The 17,837-nt window shown below is 42.5% G+C and carries 15 protein-coding genes; 9 read left to right on the forward strand and 6 right to left on the reverse strand.

What is annotated here, in order from left to right; genetic code table 11:
* The 8 genes from KKA81_02905 to KKA81_02940 form a co-directional block, all read left to right on the forward strand.
* A partial coding sequence (locus tag KKA81_02905; GenBank protein ID MBU2649860.1) for a class I SAM-dependent methyltransferase occupies positions 1-330 on the forward strand: 330 nt, incomplete at its 5' end.
* Between the two features lie 49 nt (positions 331-379).
* On the forward strand, positions 380-2,059 hold the full coding sequence (locus KKA81_02910) for an MFS transporter (GenBank protein MBU2649861.1): 1,680 nt from the start codon (positions 380-382) through the stop codon (positions 2,057-2,059).
* Between the two features lie 162 nt (positions 2,060-2,221).
* Positions 2,222-3,682: an aminoacyl-histidine dipeptidase gene (locus KKA81_02915; protein ID MBU2649862.1), complete on the forward strand. Its 1,461-nt coding sequence runs from the start codon at positions 2,222-2,224 to the stop codon at positions 3,680-3,682.
* 59 nt (positions 3,683-3,741) lie between these two features.
* A complete protein-coding gene (rpmH, locus tag KKA81_02920; protein MBU2649863.1) occupies positions 3,742-3,888 on the forward strand; it encodes a 50S ribosomal protein L34 in 147 nt (48 codons plus the stop codon).
* Between the two features lie 107 nt (positions 3,889-3,995).
* Positions 3,996-4,253 (forward strand): hypothetical protein, encoded by a 258-nt coding sequence (locus KKA81_02925; protein MBU2649864.1) that lies wholly within the window; start codon positions 3,996-3,998, stop codon positions 4,251-4,253.
* Positions 4,254-4,385: 132 nt separating this feature from the next.
* Complete coding sequence (locus KKA81_02930; GenBank protein MBU2649865.1) at positions 4,386-6,896, forward strand: gliding motility-associated C-terminal domain-containing protein; 2,511 nt, start codon at positions 4,386-4,388, stop codon at positions 6,894-6,896.
* Between the two features lie 82 nt (positions 6,897-6,978).
* A complete protein-coding gene (locus tag KKA81_02935) occupies positions 6,979-9,501 on the forward strand; it encodes a YfhO family protein (GenBank protein ID MBU2649866.1) in 2,523 nt (840 codons plus the stop codon).
* The gene (locus tag KKA81_02940) at positions 9,501-10,805 is read left to right on the forward strand and encodes a glycosyltransferase family 4 protein (protein MBU2649867.1); all 1,305 of its coding nucleotides are present in this window, start codon (positions 9,501-9,503) and stop codon (positions 10,803-10,805) included. Before KKA81_02935 ends, KKA81_02940 begins: the two co-directional genes overlap by 1 nt.
* On the opposite strand, the gene KKA81_02945 is transcribed toward KKA81_02940, so the two are convergent.
* The 6 genes from KKA81_02945 to KKA81_02970 all read right to left on the reverse strand — a co-directional run bounded on the left by KKA81_02945 (position 10,786) and on the right by KKA81_02970 (position 16,937).
* Positions 10,786-11,508 carry a WbqC family protein gene (locus KKA81_02945; protein MBU2649868.1) on the reverse strand — a complete coding sequence of 241 codons (723 nt, stop codon included), beginning with the start codon at positions 11,506-11,508 and terminating at the stop codon, positions 10,786-10,788. The genes KKA81_02940 and KKA81_02945 overlap by 20 nt on opposite strands.
* Positions 11,509-11,513: 5 nt before the next feature.
* Positions 11,514-12,500, reverse strand: coding sequence for a sulfotransferase (locus KKA81_02950; GenBank protein MBU2649869.1), 987 nt, complete (start codon positions 12,498-12,500; stop codon positions 11,514-11,516).
* A 9-nt stretch (positions 12,501-12,509) separates the two neighbouring features.
* The gene (locus tag KKA81_02955) at positions 12,510-13,145 is read right to left on the reverse strand and encodes a PIG-L family deacetylase (GenBank protein ID MBU2649870.1); all 636 of its coding nucleotides are present in this window, start codon (positions 13,143-13,145) and stop codon (positions 12,510-12,512) included.
* 17 nt (positions 13,146-13,162) lie between these two features.
* Positions 13,163-14,176: an NAD(P)-binding domain-containing protein gene (locus KKA81_02960; GenBank protein ID MBU2649871.1), complete on the reverse strand. Its 1,014-nt coding sequence runs from the start codon at positions 14,174-14,176 to the stop codon at positions 13,163-13,165.
* Positions 14,169-15,683, reverse strand: coding sequence for an oligosaccharide flippase family protein (locus KKA81_02965; protein ID MBU2649872.1), 1,515 nt, complete (start codon positions 15,681-15,683; stop codon positions 14,169-14,171). Before KKA81_02965 ends, KKA81_02960 begins: the two co-directional genes overlap by 8 nt.
* 75 nt (positions 15,684-15,758) lie before the next feature.
* A complete protein-coding gene (locus KKA81_02970; GenBank protein MBU2649873.1) occupies positions 15,759-16,937 on the reverse strand; it encodes a glycosyltransferase family 4 protein in 1,179 nt (392 codons plus the stop codon).
* Positions 16,938-17,265: 328 nt separating this feature from the next.
* Here KKA81_02970 and KKA81_02975 point away from each other — a divergent pair, with 328 nt between their 5' ends.
* Complete coding sequence (locus KKA81_02975) at positions 17,266-17,640, forward strand: GxxExxY protein (protein MBU2649874.1); 375 nt, start codon at positions 17,266-17,268, stop codon at positions 17,638-17,640.
* Positions 17,641-17,837 lie beyond the last annotated feature (197 nt).

Below are 17,837 nucleotides of genomic sequence, written 5' to 3' on the forward strand. Positions count from 1 at the left end.
GTGATGGTGGTCGGTGAGATTTGCAACGCTCTGGGATTGAAAAATGTTATAACCTTGCAATCAAGAATGGAAGATGTCTCAGGAAAATATGATTTTATTGTCAGCCGTGCAGTAACGAGACTTCCTGATTTTATTTCCTGGGTAAGAAGGAAAATTGATCCCTTATCAAAGCATTCCCTGAAAAACGGTATTTTATATCTCAAAGGCGGTGATATGGCGGAGGAATTGCTGAGTGTCAGGTATCCAGTTGATATTTATGATATTTACAGCTTTTTCCAGGAAGATTTCTTCAAGACCAAGAAAATTGTTTATGTGCGCATTCAGAATTAATTTTTCTAATTTAGCGTCCTTGTCCTGAAATTCAATTAACCTGAACAATATGGAAACAATTAAAAAGACTTTGAAAGATTCAGCAGCTCTGCGCTGGCTGGTGCTGATCCTGATCAGCGGTTTAACTTTTGGTACCTACTGGTTCCAGGATTTTTTCTCCGGTATTAAAACTTTGATGATCACTGAAATGGGGATTACAAGCAGCCAGTTCGGTTCCATTATTCAATGGACGACATGGGCCAATGTTTTCGGTATGATCATCATCGGGGGAATAATCCTCGATAAATGGGGGATTCGAAGGACAGGTATCCTTTTCGGCTTGCTCGCAGTTGTGGGTGCTGCCATCGTAGCTATGGGCGCTGCCGGAACATTTTCAGATGACATGAACAGCAGGATGTGGACTATGATGATAGGCCGACTGTTCTTCGGTTCCGGACTGGAAGTGGTATGCGTAATTGCTATGCGCACCATAGTCAAATGGTTCAAGGGATATGAACTTGCACTGGCTATGGCCATCAACATGGGATTTGGCCGCTTGGGTTCAACACTGGGTACGGCTTTGTCGATCGATATCGCTGGAATACCTCCTACCATTTCTCCCGCGATCAATTTCGCTGCTACATTGATAGGGATTGGACTGCTTATGTTCCTTATCTATATCATTTTTGATATCAAGCTCGACAAACAAATGAAGGGACAGTCGGAAAACAGTGAGCCCGAAGAGGCTTTCAGACTGAACGACCTTGTCAAACTGGTTACAAACCGTTCGTTTCTTTTTATCGCATTGCTTTGCGTTACCTTCTATTCAGCAGTATTTCCCTTTATGCAATATGCACCGGATCTGCTGATCAACAAATTCGGATTTTCTTATGAAATGCCTAAGAATGCTGATGTGGTGCTCTTCGGGAGTAAGGCTCTTGGAAACGCATCGGTATATATTGGGCTGTTCATTTTTGCTCTTGCCGTTACCCTGGTCCCTGCCAATATTAAGTCACGCAGCGGAAAAACCATTTCCCTATTGGTCATACTGGTTCTTTTTGTGGCCTTTATTTATTCGTTATCGGACACACTTGCCGTATGGCTTAATAATGGTCCTAAAACAGCAAGCCTTATTCCGCTTGGATCTATCTTGTTTACACCCATATTCGGAAAAATTGTCGACAAAAAGGGTAAGGCTGCTTCCCTTATGATCCTGGGCGCATTGCTGCTCATTTTTGCCCACCTAACCTTATCTATTTTTGATAGTAAGTTCCTGGGTTACCTTGGATTGGTTTCGCTTGGCATTGCCTTTTCCCTGGTACCTGCAGCCATGTGGCCTTCCGTTTCAAAGATAGTAGCCGAAAACCGCCTGGGCACTGCATATGCTACTATGTTTACCATTCAGAACTGGGGGTTGAACGCATTCTTTAAAGGAATTGGATGGGTACTCGATAAATCCAATTCTGATGTTGTACAGGCCATGGAATCTGCCAGAGCTAACCTGGAAGCTCAGGGATTGAGCAATGTGGAAATCAGCCAGACGTTGCAGGATATGCAATACGTTACGCATGAAATTCCATTTTTTAACTATACCACACCCATTCTCATGCTGGTAGGACTGGGAGTGTTAGCAATGTTTCTGGCCTTTATGCTGAAACGGGCAGATAAAAAGCAAGGTTATGGACTGGAGCTTCCGTCAGGAGCCAATGCAAAGGATTTGGAGGCTGAACAGAGGGCTACGGTGGAATAGCTTCGATTGCGCTCAGCACTGAGCGTAGTCGAAGGCACTCAGCACTGAGCGTAGTCGAAGGCGCATACCATAAATAATCAGAGTTTATGAATGATCTCTGAATTAGTTTGAGTAACTTTGTATTCTTAAGAACAGAATATTTAACAATAAAGAAGTATTGCCATGGGTAAAGAAATTTTAGATCTTGAACCGAAGGGATTGTGGAAGAATTTTTATGATCTTACCCAGATCCCGCGGCCTTCCAAGCATGAAGAAAAAATCCGCCAGTTTATGCTTGATTTTGGCGAAAACCTTGGATTGGAAACTTTTGAGGATAAAGTGGGTAATGTCATTATCCGGAAACCTGCCACACCCGGGATGGAAAACAAAAAAGGTGTGATCCTTCAGGGGCACATTGATATGGTGCCCCAAAAGAACAGCAGCAAGAATCATGATTTTACAAAGGATGCTATCGATGCCTGGATTGATGGCGATTGGGTTAAAGCCAAAGGTACAACCCTGGGTGCCGATAACGGGATTGGGGTTGCGGCTGCCATGCTTGTGCTGGAATCCAAGGATATCGTTCATGGACCGGTAGAAGCTTTGTTCACCATAGATGAGGAAACCGGTATGACCGGCGCCAATGGTCTGAAGCCAGATGTTCTGAAAGGGGATATTCTGGTCAATATGGATTCGGAAGATGAAGGCGAATTGTATATAGGTTGTGCCGGAGGAGTAAACACCAATGCTATCCTGCCTTACAGACCGGTTGAAGTTCCACCATATATGGCCCCTTACAAGATCAGCATAACAGGATTGAAAGGTGGGCATTCGGGGCTTGATATTCACCTGGGCCGGGGAAACGCCAATAAAATCATGAACGAATTGCTCATGCAAGCCTCTGAAAAGTTCGGAGCCAGGTTGGCAAGCATCGATGGAGGTAGCCTGCGTAATGCCATTCCACGTGAATCTTTTGCCATAGTTGTTGTTCCGGAAAAGAGTAAAGATGCCTTTAAGTCTTTTATAGCAGAATTTGAAACGGAAAAGAAAGAACATTTCCGGAAAGCAGATCCTGGATTGCTGATCAGGGTGGATTCTACCAAAATGCCCTTGAATCTGATCGATGAAAAAGCTCAGGAAGGACTTTATCAGGCAGTGAAAAACTGTCCCGATGGCGTGATCGCTATGAGCAAAGATATGCCGGGCGTAGTGGAGACTTCCACAAATCTGGCTATTGTCAAATCGGGTGACGGGAAAATTGAGTTTGCCTCCTTGCAAAGAAGCCAGGTGGATGCTGATAAAGAAAAGCTTGCGCAACAAATCGTCGGGGTTTTTAGTAAAGCCGGCGCTAAACCGGAAGTCTCCGGTGATTATCCCGGATGGAAACCTAATGTGGATTCTGCTATCCTCCATGAAATGAAAGAGATATACAATAATAGGTTTGGCAATATCCCCGCGGTGAAAGTAATCCATGCAGGTCTCGAATGTGGCATCCTTGGAGCAAAATACCCCAACTGGGATATGATCTCCTTCGGACCGACTATCCGTAACCCGCACTCACCCGACGAAATGGTTAATATCCACACAGTTCAAATGTTCTGGGATTTCCTGGTCGAAACCTTGAAAAATATTCCGGAAAAATAATTTGCTAAATATAAAATTTCCTTTACCTTTGCACCTCCAAATTTCAGAGGATAGATCATATGAAAAGAACATTTCAGCCATCGAGAAGAAAACGTAGAAACAAACACGGTTTTCGCAAAAGAATGTCTACACACAATGGTAGAAAGGTTATAAAAGCAAGAAGGGCAAAGGGACGGAAGAAACTTACCGTATCCGACGAAAGGTAATTTTTTGAGTGGACTATTAACGATTATGCATTCAACATACAAAGAGGCTTCATGAAAATGAAAGCCTCTTTTTGTTTGTTCATTAAACAAGTGTAACTTCGCATTCTATGGAATTCTTCTATTTTGTACTGGGTTTTTTTCTGCTGATTCTGTTATTCAGACTCTTTTTTCGCTATGTGATGCCCTGGCTCCTGTTGCGTTGGGTCAGACGAAAACAAAGAGAATTCGAAAAAGCCTATGGACAGCAACATAAAAAAGCAGGGGAAATGGAGGTGAAGTTTGATCCGGGAAAGGAGAAGGATAATTCGGATGTTCAATTTGGCGATTATGTGGATTATGAAGATCTTCCTGAGGATAAGAGTTAAACGCAAGATACTAAACCTATTGATTATTTCCCTTTGTTAAATTTTCATTATTTCTGGGTGCTTGTTATTGATCAAGTGGATCAAATTTGATTATTTAGTATATTTACAGTGCGTAAATAATATTCAGCACCCATGTTGCCAAGGAAAATATTAAGTTTTTTACTTTTTGCTGCATGTATCATCAATCCATTTTTTAGTATATCTCAACTGAATAAATGGTTGGTGCCCGAATCAAATGGGCTTTTACATTTAGTTGATTTTACTGTATCTCCTCCGGAGGTTACCGTTCCTATTGCAAATTATGGTATTGGTGCTGGTGAAGAAGTTAATCTGATAACCGATCCGGATGATAATATTTTGTTCAGTTTTGTTGGAATTAATAACAATTATCTCGAAGTCAGAAACAGAAACTGGAGTAAAATGCCTAATGGTGAGCAATTGCGTGGTCACAGAAGTGTTCTGGAATCATGTATTGTCCCGGTTCCTTGTAGTACTTCTGAGTTTTATATAATTCATTCTAATATTCTTCAGGAAGATGGTTGGGGCAATCTATATTATTCAAGAGTGAACATGAATCTTAATAATGGACTGGGTGATGTTGAAGAGAAAAACTCGCTTCTGGGATCTGGAAATTATTTGGAAGGGAAGGATGTTAGCCATATGACAGAAAAAGGATGCAGATGGCTCTTAGCTGCAAAAATGGAAGGTGATGATGTTGACTTGGTTCGTTTTCTGATAACCTCTGATGATATAATTGATGAAACAGTCTTATACAGAATAAAAAATTTTTCAAATCTTGAAATTGACCTTTCTCCTGATAACACGAAATTGGCATTGTCTGCCTGCACTACAAACCCTCTTTACAGAGATATAGTTGTATTTGATTTTGATCTTGAATCTGGTACCGTATCCAACATAAGGGAGTATGACATTACAACACAAAACCTGGCCGGGATTGAATTCTCAGAAAGTGGTAAATTTCTGTATTGGAGGACTAATTTCCCAAGTGAGGGTTCTATTTTAGGACGAATAAATCTTTCAAATAATCAGGTAGAAGTGATTGATTCATATATGGGATCCTATGCAACTGGTATTGAAAAGGCTGGAAATGGAAAGATTTTTATTAATAAAAGTACCTCACAAAGCTATTTGGCAGAGATTTCAAATCCTGATGCTGAGAACATCGCTGATATAGGTTTTACAAAAGATGCAGTTTTTATAAGTGGTAATGGTCTTAGAAGCGGTGTGCCTGATGCAATCGAAGGGGAGATCCCTGGAACATTTTATACTCCGTCTTATATTAATTTTGATATTGTTACCACTGGTACTTGCAACGAATTCCAATTTATCGAAAATGGATGCCTTGCAACTTATTGGGAATGGGATTTTGGGGATGGTATAACAGCCTTCGGAAACAATGTAATTCATCAGTATTTACTTCCGGGGATTTATCCGGTTGAATTAAAAATAAGAAGCTGTAATGATACGCTTACCCTAATCAAGGAGATTGAGGTTAATGAAAGTTATACTTTGAATCTTGGGAATGACACAGCTATTTGCGGAAGCATAGATATGGTGCTTCATGCAGGATCAGGTTTTATGTCATATTTGTGGAGTAATGGAACGATGGATTCGGTTTGTCATGTGAATTCCCCAGGCGTTTACTGGGTTCATGTTCTGGATAGCTTATCTTGTGTCGGAACGGATACCATAGAAATTAGCCAGGAAGTATATCCAGATATAGAACTAGGACAAAATTTCTCAATATGCCCAGGCGATAGTGCGTTGCTAAGCGCAGGTAGTGGTTATAATAGTTATTTGTGGCAAGATGGTTCGGAAGATTCCATCATGTTTGTTCATACAGCAGGAATATATTACGTAACGGTGGCTAATTCGTGTGGGGAGGATAGTGATACCATACAGATAGATCATTTTAATGTTAATCCCGTTAATATTGGTAATGATACATCTTTATGTGAGGGCCAAAGTATCCTTTTAAACCCTGGGAATTTGTCGGGTCAAATACTTTGGCAGGATAGTATTGTATCCAACACTTACCTTGCCTATGAACCAGGGTTATATTGGGTTAGATATCAGGATATGAACGGTTGTTATATTTATGATACAATGTTATTGGATATTATTTACTTAACTGAATTGTTTCTTGGGAATGATACTATAGTTTGCCCTGGTACCTCTATTTGGCTTGAACCTGGCTCGGGATTTAACTCATACATATGGAATGATGCATCCACTAATTCTTATTTAATTGTTTCACAGCCAGGAGAATATTGGGTTAAAGGATACATGCAAGATTGTTACACTTCTGATACTATTATTATTAATGATTGTAATTCTTCTATTTTTGTTCCTAACTGCTTTACACCCAATGGAGATGGTATAAATGACTATTTTTTTGCAAAAGGAATTAATATTCTTGACTTTGAAATGTATATTTTTAATCGTTGGGGACAGCAGCTTTTTGAATCCAACAGCATTGACGATAAATGGGACGGTAAATTTAAAAATACACTCTGTCCTCAAGGGGTTTACTATTACCTGATATATTACAAAACCACTATTTCAGGAAATGATGAAAATGAATCTCCTTTAAAAGGATCAGTGACATTATTACGCAATTAATTCTTTGTTCCAACACGAAGGCTATTAACCTATTCTTTTATATTTGTAAGAAATATCAGTATTTCTTTAAGACTAAGGATATATGAAACTCAATGATTTTAAACATTTTTATCCGTATTTAGTTGGAATCGTTCTATTTATAACTCTCAGTCTGGCTTTCTTTTATCCCGTATTGCAGGGTAAAAGACTTGTTCAGGGAGATATTACGAGATTCCAGGGAATGGCAAAAGAGATTGTGGATTTTCGTGAACAAACAGGGGAGGAGCCGCTGTGGACCAACAATATGTTCAGCGGTATGCCGGCATATATGACTTCCGTGAAGTTCCACAATAATCTGATGACTTATGTCGACAGGTACCTGGGCCTTGGACTGCCGCATCCTGCCGATTATGTTTTTATTTATTTCCTGGGCTTTTTCATTTTACTCCTGGTTCTCCGGGTTAATCCGTGGTTAAGCATTATCGGGGCCATGGCTTTCGCCTTTTCATCTTATTTCTTTATTATCCTGGAGGCAGGCCACAATACCAAGGCGGCGGCCATCGGTTATATGGCTCCCGTACTGGCCGGTATTATTCTTACATACCGGGGCAGGTATCTCGCAGGTGCAGCTCTAACAGCATTCTTCCTTGCTCTTGAACTCAGAGCCAACCACCTTCAGATAACCTATTACCTGCTTTTGATCGTTATTTTCTTTGGTATCTTTGAACTTGCCGATGCCATCCGCAACAAGGGCCTTACTAAATTCCTGAAAGCTACAGGTGTATTGCTCCTCGCCGCATTCCTTGCCGTGGGTACCCATATCACCAGCCTGTGGATCACGGCCGACCATTCCAGATTTACAACACGCGGCCCTTCAGAACTCACACTGGATGAGGTTAATAAAACCTCCGGACTCGATCGTGATTATATCACCGACTGGAGTTATGGGGTTGCTGAATCGTTTACTCTGCTGATACCAGATTTTGCAGGAGGAGCTTCTTCCAGCAGCCTCGGCGAGAATTCGAAAGTCTATGATGTCCTGGTTGAAAATAATATCCCTCCTCAACAAGCCAAACAATACGTGCGACAGCTTCCTATATCGGTTTACTGGGGGCCCCAGCCTTTCACATCCGGACCGGTATATGTTGGTGCCATCATTATCTTCTTTTTTGTACTGGCTTTGTTTGTCGTTAAAGGTAAGTATAAGTGGTGGCTGCTTGCCGTTACCATCCTGTCGCTTTTTCTCGCCTGGGGTAAGAATTTTATGGTCTTTACCGATTTCTTCCTGGATTATATTCCCGGATACAACAAGTTCCGCGCAGTATCCATGACAATGGTCATTGCCGAGCTCTCCATCCCCCTGCTGGCAATGATTGGATTGGCAAAGATTTTTCAGGATGGAACCGGTAAGGAAAACCTGAAAAAATATCTGAAATACAGCCTTTACATCCTGGGTGGATTGCTGTTGCTGTTTATCGTTTTTCCAGGATTGTTCTATGGCTCCAATATTGAATCCGATGCATATTACCGCAGTCAACTTATCCGGGTCGGGTTCCCCGAAACCCTTGCCAATGCAATTATGTCGGCTTTGGAAGGCGACAGGCTCCGCATACTCAGGATGGATGCACTGCGCTCACTGATCTTTATTTTACTGTCATTTGGTGCCATCTGGCTGTGGAATGCCGGCCGGCTCAAGATGGTTTACACACTGCTTCTTATCGGTTTCTTTATTTTTATCGATATGTGGTTCGTAAACCGCCGTTATCTCAGTAACGACAACTTCGTGAGAAAATCAAAACTGGAACAGCCTTTTATTCCAACGGTTGCGGATAATGAAATCCTGAAAGACAAGGATCCGAATTTCAGGGTGCTGAACCTGACGGTTAGTACCTTTAATGATGCGGCAACCAGCTATTTCCATAAATCGATAGGAGGCTATCATGGGGCAAAACTGGGACGTTACCAGGAACTTATTGAATACCAGATCTCACCTGAGATCCGGAAGCTTACGACCAACCTGTCGGGTCAGCCTACCCCGGAAAGCGTAAACCGCACACTCGCCGGACTCCCCGTTTTAAACATGCTGAACACAAAATACATCATAATCAACCCCCAATCGGCTCCTCTTGAGAATCCTTTCGCGCTTGGTAATGCCTGGTTTGTGAGGGATTACAGGATGGTAGGGAACGCGGATGAAGAACTTACATCCCTGGCTGCCATCGACCCTGCCGAAACCGCCCTGGTTGATCAACGCTTCGCCTCTTTCCTGGAAAAATTTGCTATTCAACCTGATTCTGTTGCACAGATTTCCTTCCTGGAATATGCCCCTAACCATCTGAAATATGCTACCCGCACAAACTCCGATCAGCTTGCGGTGTTCTCGGAGATCTATTATCCGAACGGATGGACTGCATACATTGACGGGGAACCTGCTGATCATTTCCGGGTTAACTACGTCCTGAGGGCAATGATCATCCCTGCCGGTGAACATAGCGTGGAATTTATTTTCAGACCGGAAATATATTACCGGGGGGAAATTATTTCCCTTATCAGCTCCATCGTTCTCATTATACTGGTATTGGGGGCACTTTTCACAGGTTTCCGCAAGACAAAACAGGAAGCATAATGAAACGGGTACTGGTTATAACCTATTACTGGCCTCCCAGCGGGGGATCCGGGGTGCAACGGTGGCTGAAGTTCGTGAAGTATTTCCCGGAGTTCGGGTATGAGCCTTATGTTCTTACCGTAAAACCCGAAAAAGCTTCCTATCCCGTGCTGGACCCTTCCCTGGCAGATGAAATACCGGCCGGGCTAAAAGTGTTTAAAACCAATACATTCGAGTTATTCAACATTTACAGGAAGCTTATTGGCAAGGGAAATTATCCGCACAGCAGTTTCGACAATGAGCGAAAACCTTCTCTGATGCAAAAGACATCCCGTTTTATCCGGGGCAATCTTTTTCTTCCCGATAGCCGGATAGGATGGAAGCGTTATGCCGTAGACGAAGGGATACGCATTATCTCAGAGTATAAGATCAATACCATCATTACAACCGGGCCACCGCATTCGGTGCATCTGGCCGGCCTGGAACTGAAAAACCTGACAGGTGTGAACTGGATAGCCGACTTCCGGGATCCATGGACCGATATCTTTTATTACGATGCATTTTATCATACCCGCCTGGCCAAAAGAATTGACGCTAACCTGGAAAGAAAAGTCGTTGAGGGTTGCCACCGCCTTACCATTGTCAGCCAGGCCCTGAAAGACCTGATCAGGAAAAAATCGGATAAAATCTGTCCGGGGAAGATTGTTGTTTTACCAAACGGGTTTGATGAAGACGATTTTAAAACCCCTGGTGAACCTCCACAAAACGAATTTGTGATTACCTATACAGGGTCTTTGACAAACGATACCGGCAAAATGAATGTATTTGTAGAATCTTTAAGAAACATTAAAAATGAATTTCCCGATATTCCGGTTTTTTGTCATTTTATTGGGAATATTAATCCGAGTGTTTATGAAATTTTTGCAAGGTTTGGGATAGCAGACTGTGTAAGGACAACTCCATACGTTCCGCATAATGAATCAGTTTCATATTTGAAAAAAAGCACCGCACTAATTTTATTCCTGAGAAGGGCTGATTATAATAAAGGTATCTTATCGGGAAAGATATTTGATTATCTTGGAGCTCAAAAGCCAATTATTTGTATTGGACCTGAAGACGGCAATGCTTCACAAATATTACAGGAGTGTCAGGCAGGCAGGGCTATCGATTATGAAAATAAAGAGGGAATTATGTCTTATCTGAGGGATCTGTTCTTAAAATGGAAAATTAATAGGAACCTGGATTTACAAGGCCAGGAATATAAAAATTACTCGAGAAGAAATCTTACTGAAAAACTTGTAACGGTTATTGAGAAGATATCCTGATATTTTTAAGTATTTCAAGAGTTTTTTCCGGCCCTTCCATAAAAACCATATCAATTATTGAAAGATTAGGAATAAATTCGCCGTAAAGCTGTTTGTATTCAGGATGCTGAAAGTCTTGCCAAATCAATTTGATCCTTTTTTCCCGGAATACGTTTTCATCAAGATATCTTTTTGAGCCTTCGCCCTTTCCGGAAATATATTGATTAGCTCCAACAGATAATATCAAATCTATTATCTTTCCTGGTGGTTGATCGTTTGTATCTGTTTTTATTGCTGAAGATGAGGTTATGATTGTTTTTATGCCTAAAATTTTTACCAGGTATTCTATCAGAGATATGTTAAGTTCATAGAGCCTTTGAAATCTGCGGGAAAAGATATCTTCCAATCCTGGAAATACTTCTTTATAGTGTGGTGCTTTTGAATAGCATACCTGGATAGTGCGGATAGCTTTTTTAAGCCATGTTAAATCGCTGATTTCTATTTGATTGAATAATAATAAATCTCCTTTTCCTTGTACCGGAATTGTAAGCCAGCTTTCTCCGTTTGGTGTTTTTATCAGAACCCTGTTACCGAAGGTTTTCCCTCTGGGAAACTGAACATCATCAAATAGGATAAAAACATCACTATGGACCATTTTATGAAAATACCCCAGCCACGGTAAAAAATTCGGTTGATGAATGGCGACGGTTTTTTGGTTTTCCATGGGGTTTATTTGAATTGCTTCATGATGTCTGCAAAGCGCTTTTTTTCTTCTTTCCGGTGTTCATAGGTTCGGACTGCAAAACTTTCAGGCAGGCCGGGAAGGGGTGTCAGCTCTGTTCCGGTGGCTTCCATGGTCATGTTCCGGATGAGACTGGCTGTCTCCTGTGGATGGGCCGCCGCTTGTTCATACCTGACCCGGATGACCCTTGACGGATCAATACCGGATAATTCCTGATCATAAAATTTCCTTAAATAATGAACCTGCCCGGCTACCTGTTCTTCTGCGCTCAGGTCTTTTAGCGTAGGATATTCATAGGGGACTGTGCTCCACCATGTTTTCGGGTCGTGGTAAAACTTCTTCCTGGCATCCATTATGGAAACGGCAACATCCAGAGGGTCCCTTTCTATGTATATAAACATACTTTTCCTGAATACCCCGGATAGTTTTTTTATATGATAAGCTCCGAAAATATTTTTACATGCCCAGCTCTTCCCAAACGCGTAATGCATGTTCAACACGGTTTTCTTCAATCCTGCCCAATCGATAAACGCCTCATTTTCCCGGGAACTCAGGATATCGGGTATCGTATCCTTTTTCAGCCAGTATCGCCAGAAATATCCATACTCGTGCAGATCTTCCAGTCTGAGGGTTGTGGCGTATTCCGATTCAAATCCTGCACTGTGTTTGTTTCCCAGGATGATGGAAGATAGTTTTATCCCCGTCACCGGGGCCAGCCAGAACCGGGCCATGAAATTGTTGATATAGCCTGTATCAAAGGAATGTGCTGTCAATTGCCCCATGAAAGTGGTCCCTGACCTGGGAAGACCGAAAACAAACAGCGTTGCGTGCTCTTCTTCCAGGTCCAGATAATCTTTGCTTTCGTCGTTTTGCAGGATTTCATTCACATGTCTGAGATAAGATTCGGCATGCTCATCCTTGTAAAACCCGGCTTTGCGCTTTCGGTTTAAATCCTGTAAACTATTGTCTTCCATTGATCTCGTTTAAATGATCCAGCGGATCACTTCAAATGTCTCCGCATAAACGGTTTTGATCTGCACTCCGCGCGTCATGGCCCAACTAAAAATGAACTCACGGTTCAGATACGATCGCTTCATCTGGGAAGCATAAGCTTCGAGGGCATGTGCTTTTTTTTCAATATGCCGTTTCTCCAGCTTTACGAAAGCCTGGGTGTTGAAATTAATATTGTTCCATGGGAGTTCATAGGCCAGGATGCTGAGGTCTTTGTATGCCCGCATACTCTCCATGGCCACGGTGTTGTGATCCTGATGAAGATCGTTGGGTGATGGCATGAAAACCAGATCGGGATTGATCTCCCTTTTCATCCGGATCATGTCTTCCAGTACGTTTTGCCTGGAATAGTTGAGTTTTCTGACTGTATAACCATGAATGATCAGGTGGCTGTCCGGTATACCCAATCGGAGAGTGGCCTCCTTAACCTCGGTTTCCAGGGTGTCGTCAGGCATACCCTGTGGCAGCGATTCCTTGGCTGTGGAAAATGCTGCATAAAACACTTCCTTTCCTTCTTCAATGAATTTGGCAATGGTCCCTCCGCAACCCAGTTCCCCATCATCGGTATGTGGGGCAAGCACCAGGATGCGGTTTTTGGTGGTTTCCATAATTTCCTGATTTAGTTTTATAATTCAATCCTGGAGTCTATCCTGACCAACAGGTTGTTCACGAAATTTGAGACTTTGTAGTCGAGGTTAAAGACTTTGAACAACTCAAAAAGTATAGGAAAATCCTGTTCCGATTTCCCCAGTTCGCTGAATTTATTGATAAATACGTTCAGGGCTATTCTGCCTTCCAGGACGACCTTGTCGGAGATATCTTCAATGAAAAATCCTTTACCAATAAGCAACCCCAGGGTACGGTTCCTGCTCAGGTCATTCAGGGCGGTAAGACTGAAATCACCATATCCGCAGTAATGATAAAGGGTTTCTTCTTGTCCTCCCAGGAAAACCAATGCTTTCCGCATTTCGGCAAATGCCCTGGTGAGGACGAGAAAGCGCAGGTTAGGACTGTTGAAATGGGCATCCACTATTCCCAGGGCAATAGCATAAATGTTTTTCAGGATGCTTACTATTTCAACTCCATGGACATCGTTCGTAAAATCGAGATAAATACCCGTTTCACCGAATAAATCTGCCATCACAGGGAATAAGCTCTTATCCCGGGAGGCAAAGGTGAAAGCCGTGGGTGCGGAACTCAGGATCTCCCTCGCGAATGTCGGCCCCTTCAGCGAACAAACAGGGTTTGGGATGATCTCTTCAAGGCAATCGGTGATGATGCGGTCTGCCGTACCAAAACCTTTTGCCAGGTTGATCAGGATGGTGTCATGGCTGATCTCGTTCTTTTGGCTGGCTATAAACTCCACAATCACGGTGGATGGGACCGCAAGGAAAATCACATCCGTTCCGTTCAGGCAATGAGGATCTGTGGTTGCCAATAGCCTGCGGCTTAACTTCATGTTAGGGAAATACTTCTGGTTTATGTGCTTTCCGTTAATGGTTTCCGCAACATCAGGCTCCACCGTAAACAGCCGGACCTTATATCCGTTGCCCGATGCAAGACGGTTTCCCAAAGCGGTTCCTATCATCCCCGCACCTGCAATGCATATGTGCCCGTTATGTTTAAATGATCTATTCATCATCATCCTTGCTTTTCACAACCCTTCTCAGATTTTCCTTCCACCTTCCCGGATTACGCCAGCTTCTCCAGAAACTACCTATCCTTTCCAGCTCTACCTTGTCGTAAAACCCAATGAGGTATAACAGGAAAGGAAAGGACATCAAAAGTATGACTTTTAGGAATAACCTCAAAACCAGGGTCAGTTCATTTATGTAATAATACACGATCAACAGCCCTATCCCTGTGATCAGGATCTTGATGATCTTAACGAATTCATAGTTTATGGGGAAATATTTCTGTGAATACCGGTAGCTCAGGTATACCCCAATAAAGGTGGCAATTACGGAAGCCAGCGCCGATCCGTATATACCCAGGAATGGAATGAGCGCGAAATTCAACCCAATGTTCAGGATGGCGGCAACCATTACTGTTGCTGCCACCAGGAATGTTTTCTTCGCCCTGTGCATACCCATGACCACCACCGATTGCCATCCCTTCACCAGGAATGTGAATGCAATGATGGGAACGATCTTGTAAGCCGGCCAGTATTCCGGCTTGGCGGTAAACACTTCGATCACCTCACGGGAAAAAAAGGAAATGACCAATACAGCCAGCATCAGAACATAGGTGAGATACGTGAGTATCTTGGAGAAAAACCTCTTTGCCTCAGGTTTGTCGAACATCTTGTAAGCCGTGGGGATAAAACCGAGAGAAAAGGCTTGCAGGACAACCAGGTTAATTACTCCGGCAATTTTATACCCCACGGTGTAAATACCCACTTCGGAGAGATCGAGCATCTTTTTTATGATGAACCGGTCGGCAAAGGAAAGTATCATCACCGACATGGTTGCAAATATCAGCGGGAAACCGAACCCAAACAGTTCTCTGAATGTACTGAATTCGTAACGGTAGTTTACCCGTTTCAGGATGAAAGGCAGTGACATCAGCAGCATGACCAGGTTTCCTGAAAGCATACCCAGGATAATACCTTCCACACCCAGATGCAAATGCACGATGAAATAAATATTCAACCCAAGGACCACAGCCAGCTTTGAAACGATGATGAGCCCGAAAAGCCAGGATTTTTCAGCCATGCGGATAAGATCGAAGGTTACCTGGTTGGGCAGGTCGATGGCTACGGAAATGATCAGGATCAGGAAGTACCGGGAAAAATCCCCGGAATCAAAATAAAGTTCTGATAGAAAACCGGTAAAAGGTATCAGGATCAGGCAGATCACAAGGGAAAAGAAAAAGGTGGACAGATATGTTGTAAATACTACTGTTTTGTTTTTTTGCTGATCCTTTTCTGTGGCAATCCATCGCATCATGGCAGCCGACAAACGGAATCCCAACATTCCCACCATAATCTGGGATGTGGCTTCCAGCAAGGAAAGCATTCCGTATTGCTCCGTGGTCAGGTATTCGGTGTAAAGGGGGAGCAATACCAACCCGATGATCTTGGTCCCGAGTTTACCAAGTCCGTAAATGATGGAGTGCTTCAGCGTGTTCCGAAGACGGTCGAGCATACAATACAAATAAATGGCTAAGATAGTTTGTATTTGCGAATTAACGCCAGGAAGTCTCTTAAGTATATATCATGTTTAACTTTTATTGTATATCCGGTAAAGGTTGAGCAGGTTTAGTTTGGTGATATCCCAGTTGTAGCGGTTAATGACGGCTTCATGTCCTTTTTTGCCCGCTGATGTATGAAGTTCCGGATCGGAAAGCAGTGTTACTGTGGCAGTGGCAAAGTCATGTGGGTCAGTGTCTTTATAGGTTATGCCTGCTCCGGTTTCGGTGATTACACGCTGTAATGAAGTGCAGTTGCTGGATATCACCGGTTTGGATGCATACATGTATTGGAATATCTTGTTTGGAGAAGAATTGTCGTTTTGTTCCGATCTCAGATGCGGTATAAGCGCCGCATCACTTTGCTGTACCAGGGCAAACATGATATCGAAAGGCTGATAACCTTTGAATTCTACCAGGTTGCTGACCCCTTCCCGGGAGGCAAGTTCCATCAGGCTTTCCCGGTACCTTCCTTCCCCGACCAGCCAAAGACGGATATGTGGAATGGATTCACGGATCTCACGAAGTCCTTTTATGATCACCTGTAAACCGCGGTGGAAGGTTAGTCCACCTGCATAGATCAGTGTCCTGTAACGGGGATCGGGCAGCAGGGCCGGGTCAAGCTTCAGTTGCGGTATGTTGGCTGTATTGGATACCACGGTTATTTTTTCAGGATCATTACCCAGTGCGATGATCCTGTCTTTCATCTCTTCAACAACGGTAATAATACGGTCTGCCTCCAGGGTCATTTCCTTTTCGTATTTTCTCCATTGTTGTTCGGAGGAAAGAAGCCTGCCAAGCATAGAATTGGTGTGCTCCGCGGTTAACAGCATGGCCGGCCAGTTCTCATGCAGATCAAGAATTACCGGGATATTCAGCTTTTTACCGAAACGAATACCAACGGATGCAAGCGGCAGGTCGTGAACATGAATGGCGTCAAAGCCATTACCGGAAAAAACTTTTTGCAGAAAGCTTTTCCAGAAATTAAAATAAACGGGAAACTTAAGGCAGCCAACGCTCGATTTGTAAACGATTTGCGGTATAGGCTTTCTCAGGATCCGGATGCCTTTATAGGTTTCCGAAACCGCTTTCCCGGATCGGGTCTGACATGCGATGGTAACCTCATGCCCGGATTCCAGCAAAGCCAAAGCCTCGTTCTCCACCCTGATATCCGGAGGAAACTCCCCGCCAAGGATCATTAATATCTTCATTACTTAAATCAGATAATTCGGTGCAAAGGTAAGAAATTACTTGCTGAGCAAGGTTATTGGGCTCTTCATTGGTTTGTGGCAATCTGTTAACGAAAGTAATTTTGTTGAAAAGATTACTTATTTTGTGTTAACTTTATTAAGGTTAATGCAAAAAAATAGCCACGAATACAGGAATGAAAAGCGAGCATTCGTGCATTCGTGGCAAGAAAATAAATGCCACGAATGCACGAATTAAGAAGGTCATTCATTCGTGTCAGAGGAAAAAAATGGTCACGAATGCACGAATTAGGAAGGTCATTCATTCATTCGTGGCAACAAAATACCCAATATGGAAAAAGTCATTTTTAAAGAAGAAAGTTATCAAATTATTGGCAAGTGCTTGGAAGTGCACAATAATCTTGGAGCCGGTTTTCTTGAAATTGTTTATAAAGACGCTCTTGAATTAGAATTTAAAAAGGCCAATATTCCTTATGAAAGGGAAAAAATGTACGATGTAAATTATAAAGGCATTATACTCCCACATAAATTTTATGCTGATTTTGTTGTCTTCGATAGAATTATTCTTGAGGTAAAAGGAGTTTCAGGAATTTCTCATGAATTTATTGCTCAAGCATTAAATTACCTGAAAGTATCATCGAATCAATTGGCATTAGTAGTGAACTTTGGCGAAATGAAATTAAATTATAAAAGAGTAGTTTTATAAAAATGCCACGAATGCACAAATGAAGAACGGTTATTCGTGCATTCGTGGCAACAAAAAATAATGGCCACAAATACACGAATGAAAAGCGAATATTCGTGCATTCGTGGCAACAAAAAATAATAGCCACAAATACACGAATGAAAAGCGAGTATTCGTGCATTCGTGGCAACAAAAAATAATGGCCACAAATACACGAA

The organism is Bacteroidota bacterium (assembly GCA_018831055.1).
Lineage (GTDB): Bacteria > Bacteroidota > Bacteroidia > Bacteroidales > B18-G4 > M55B132.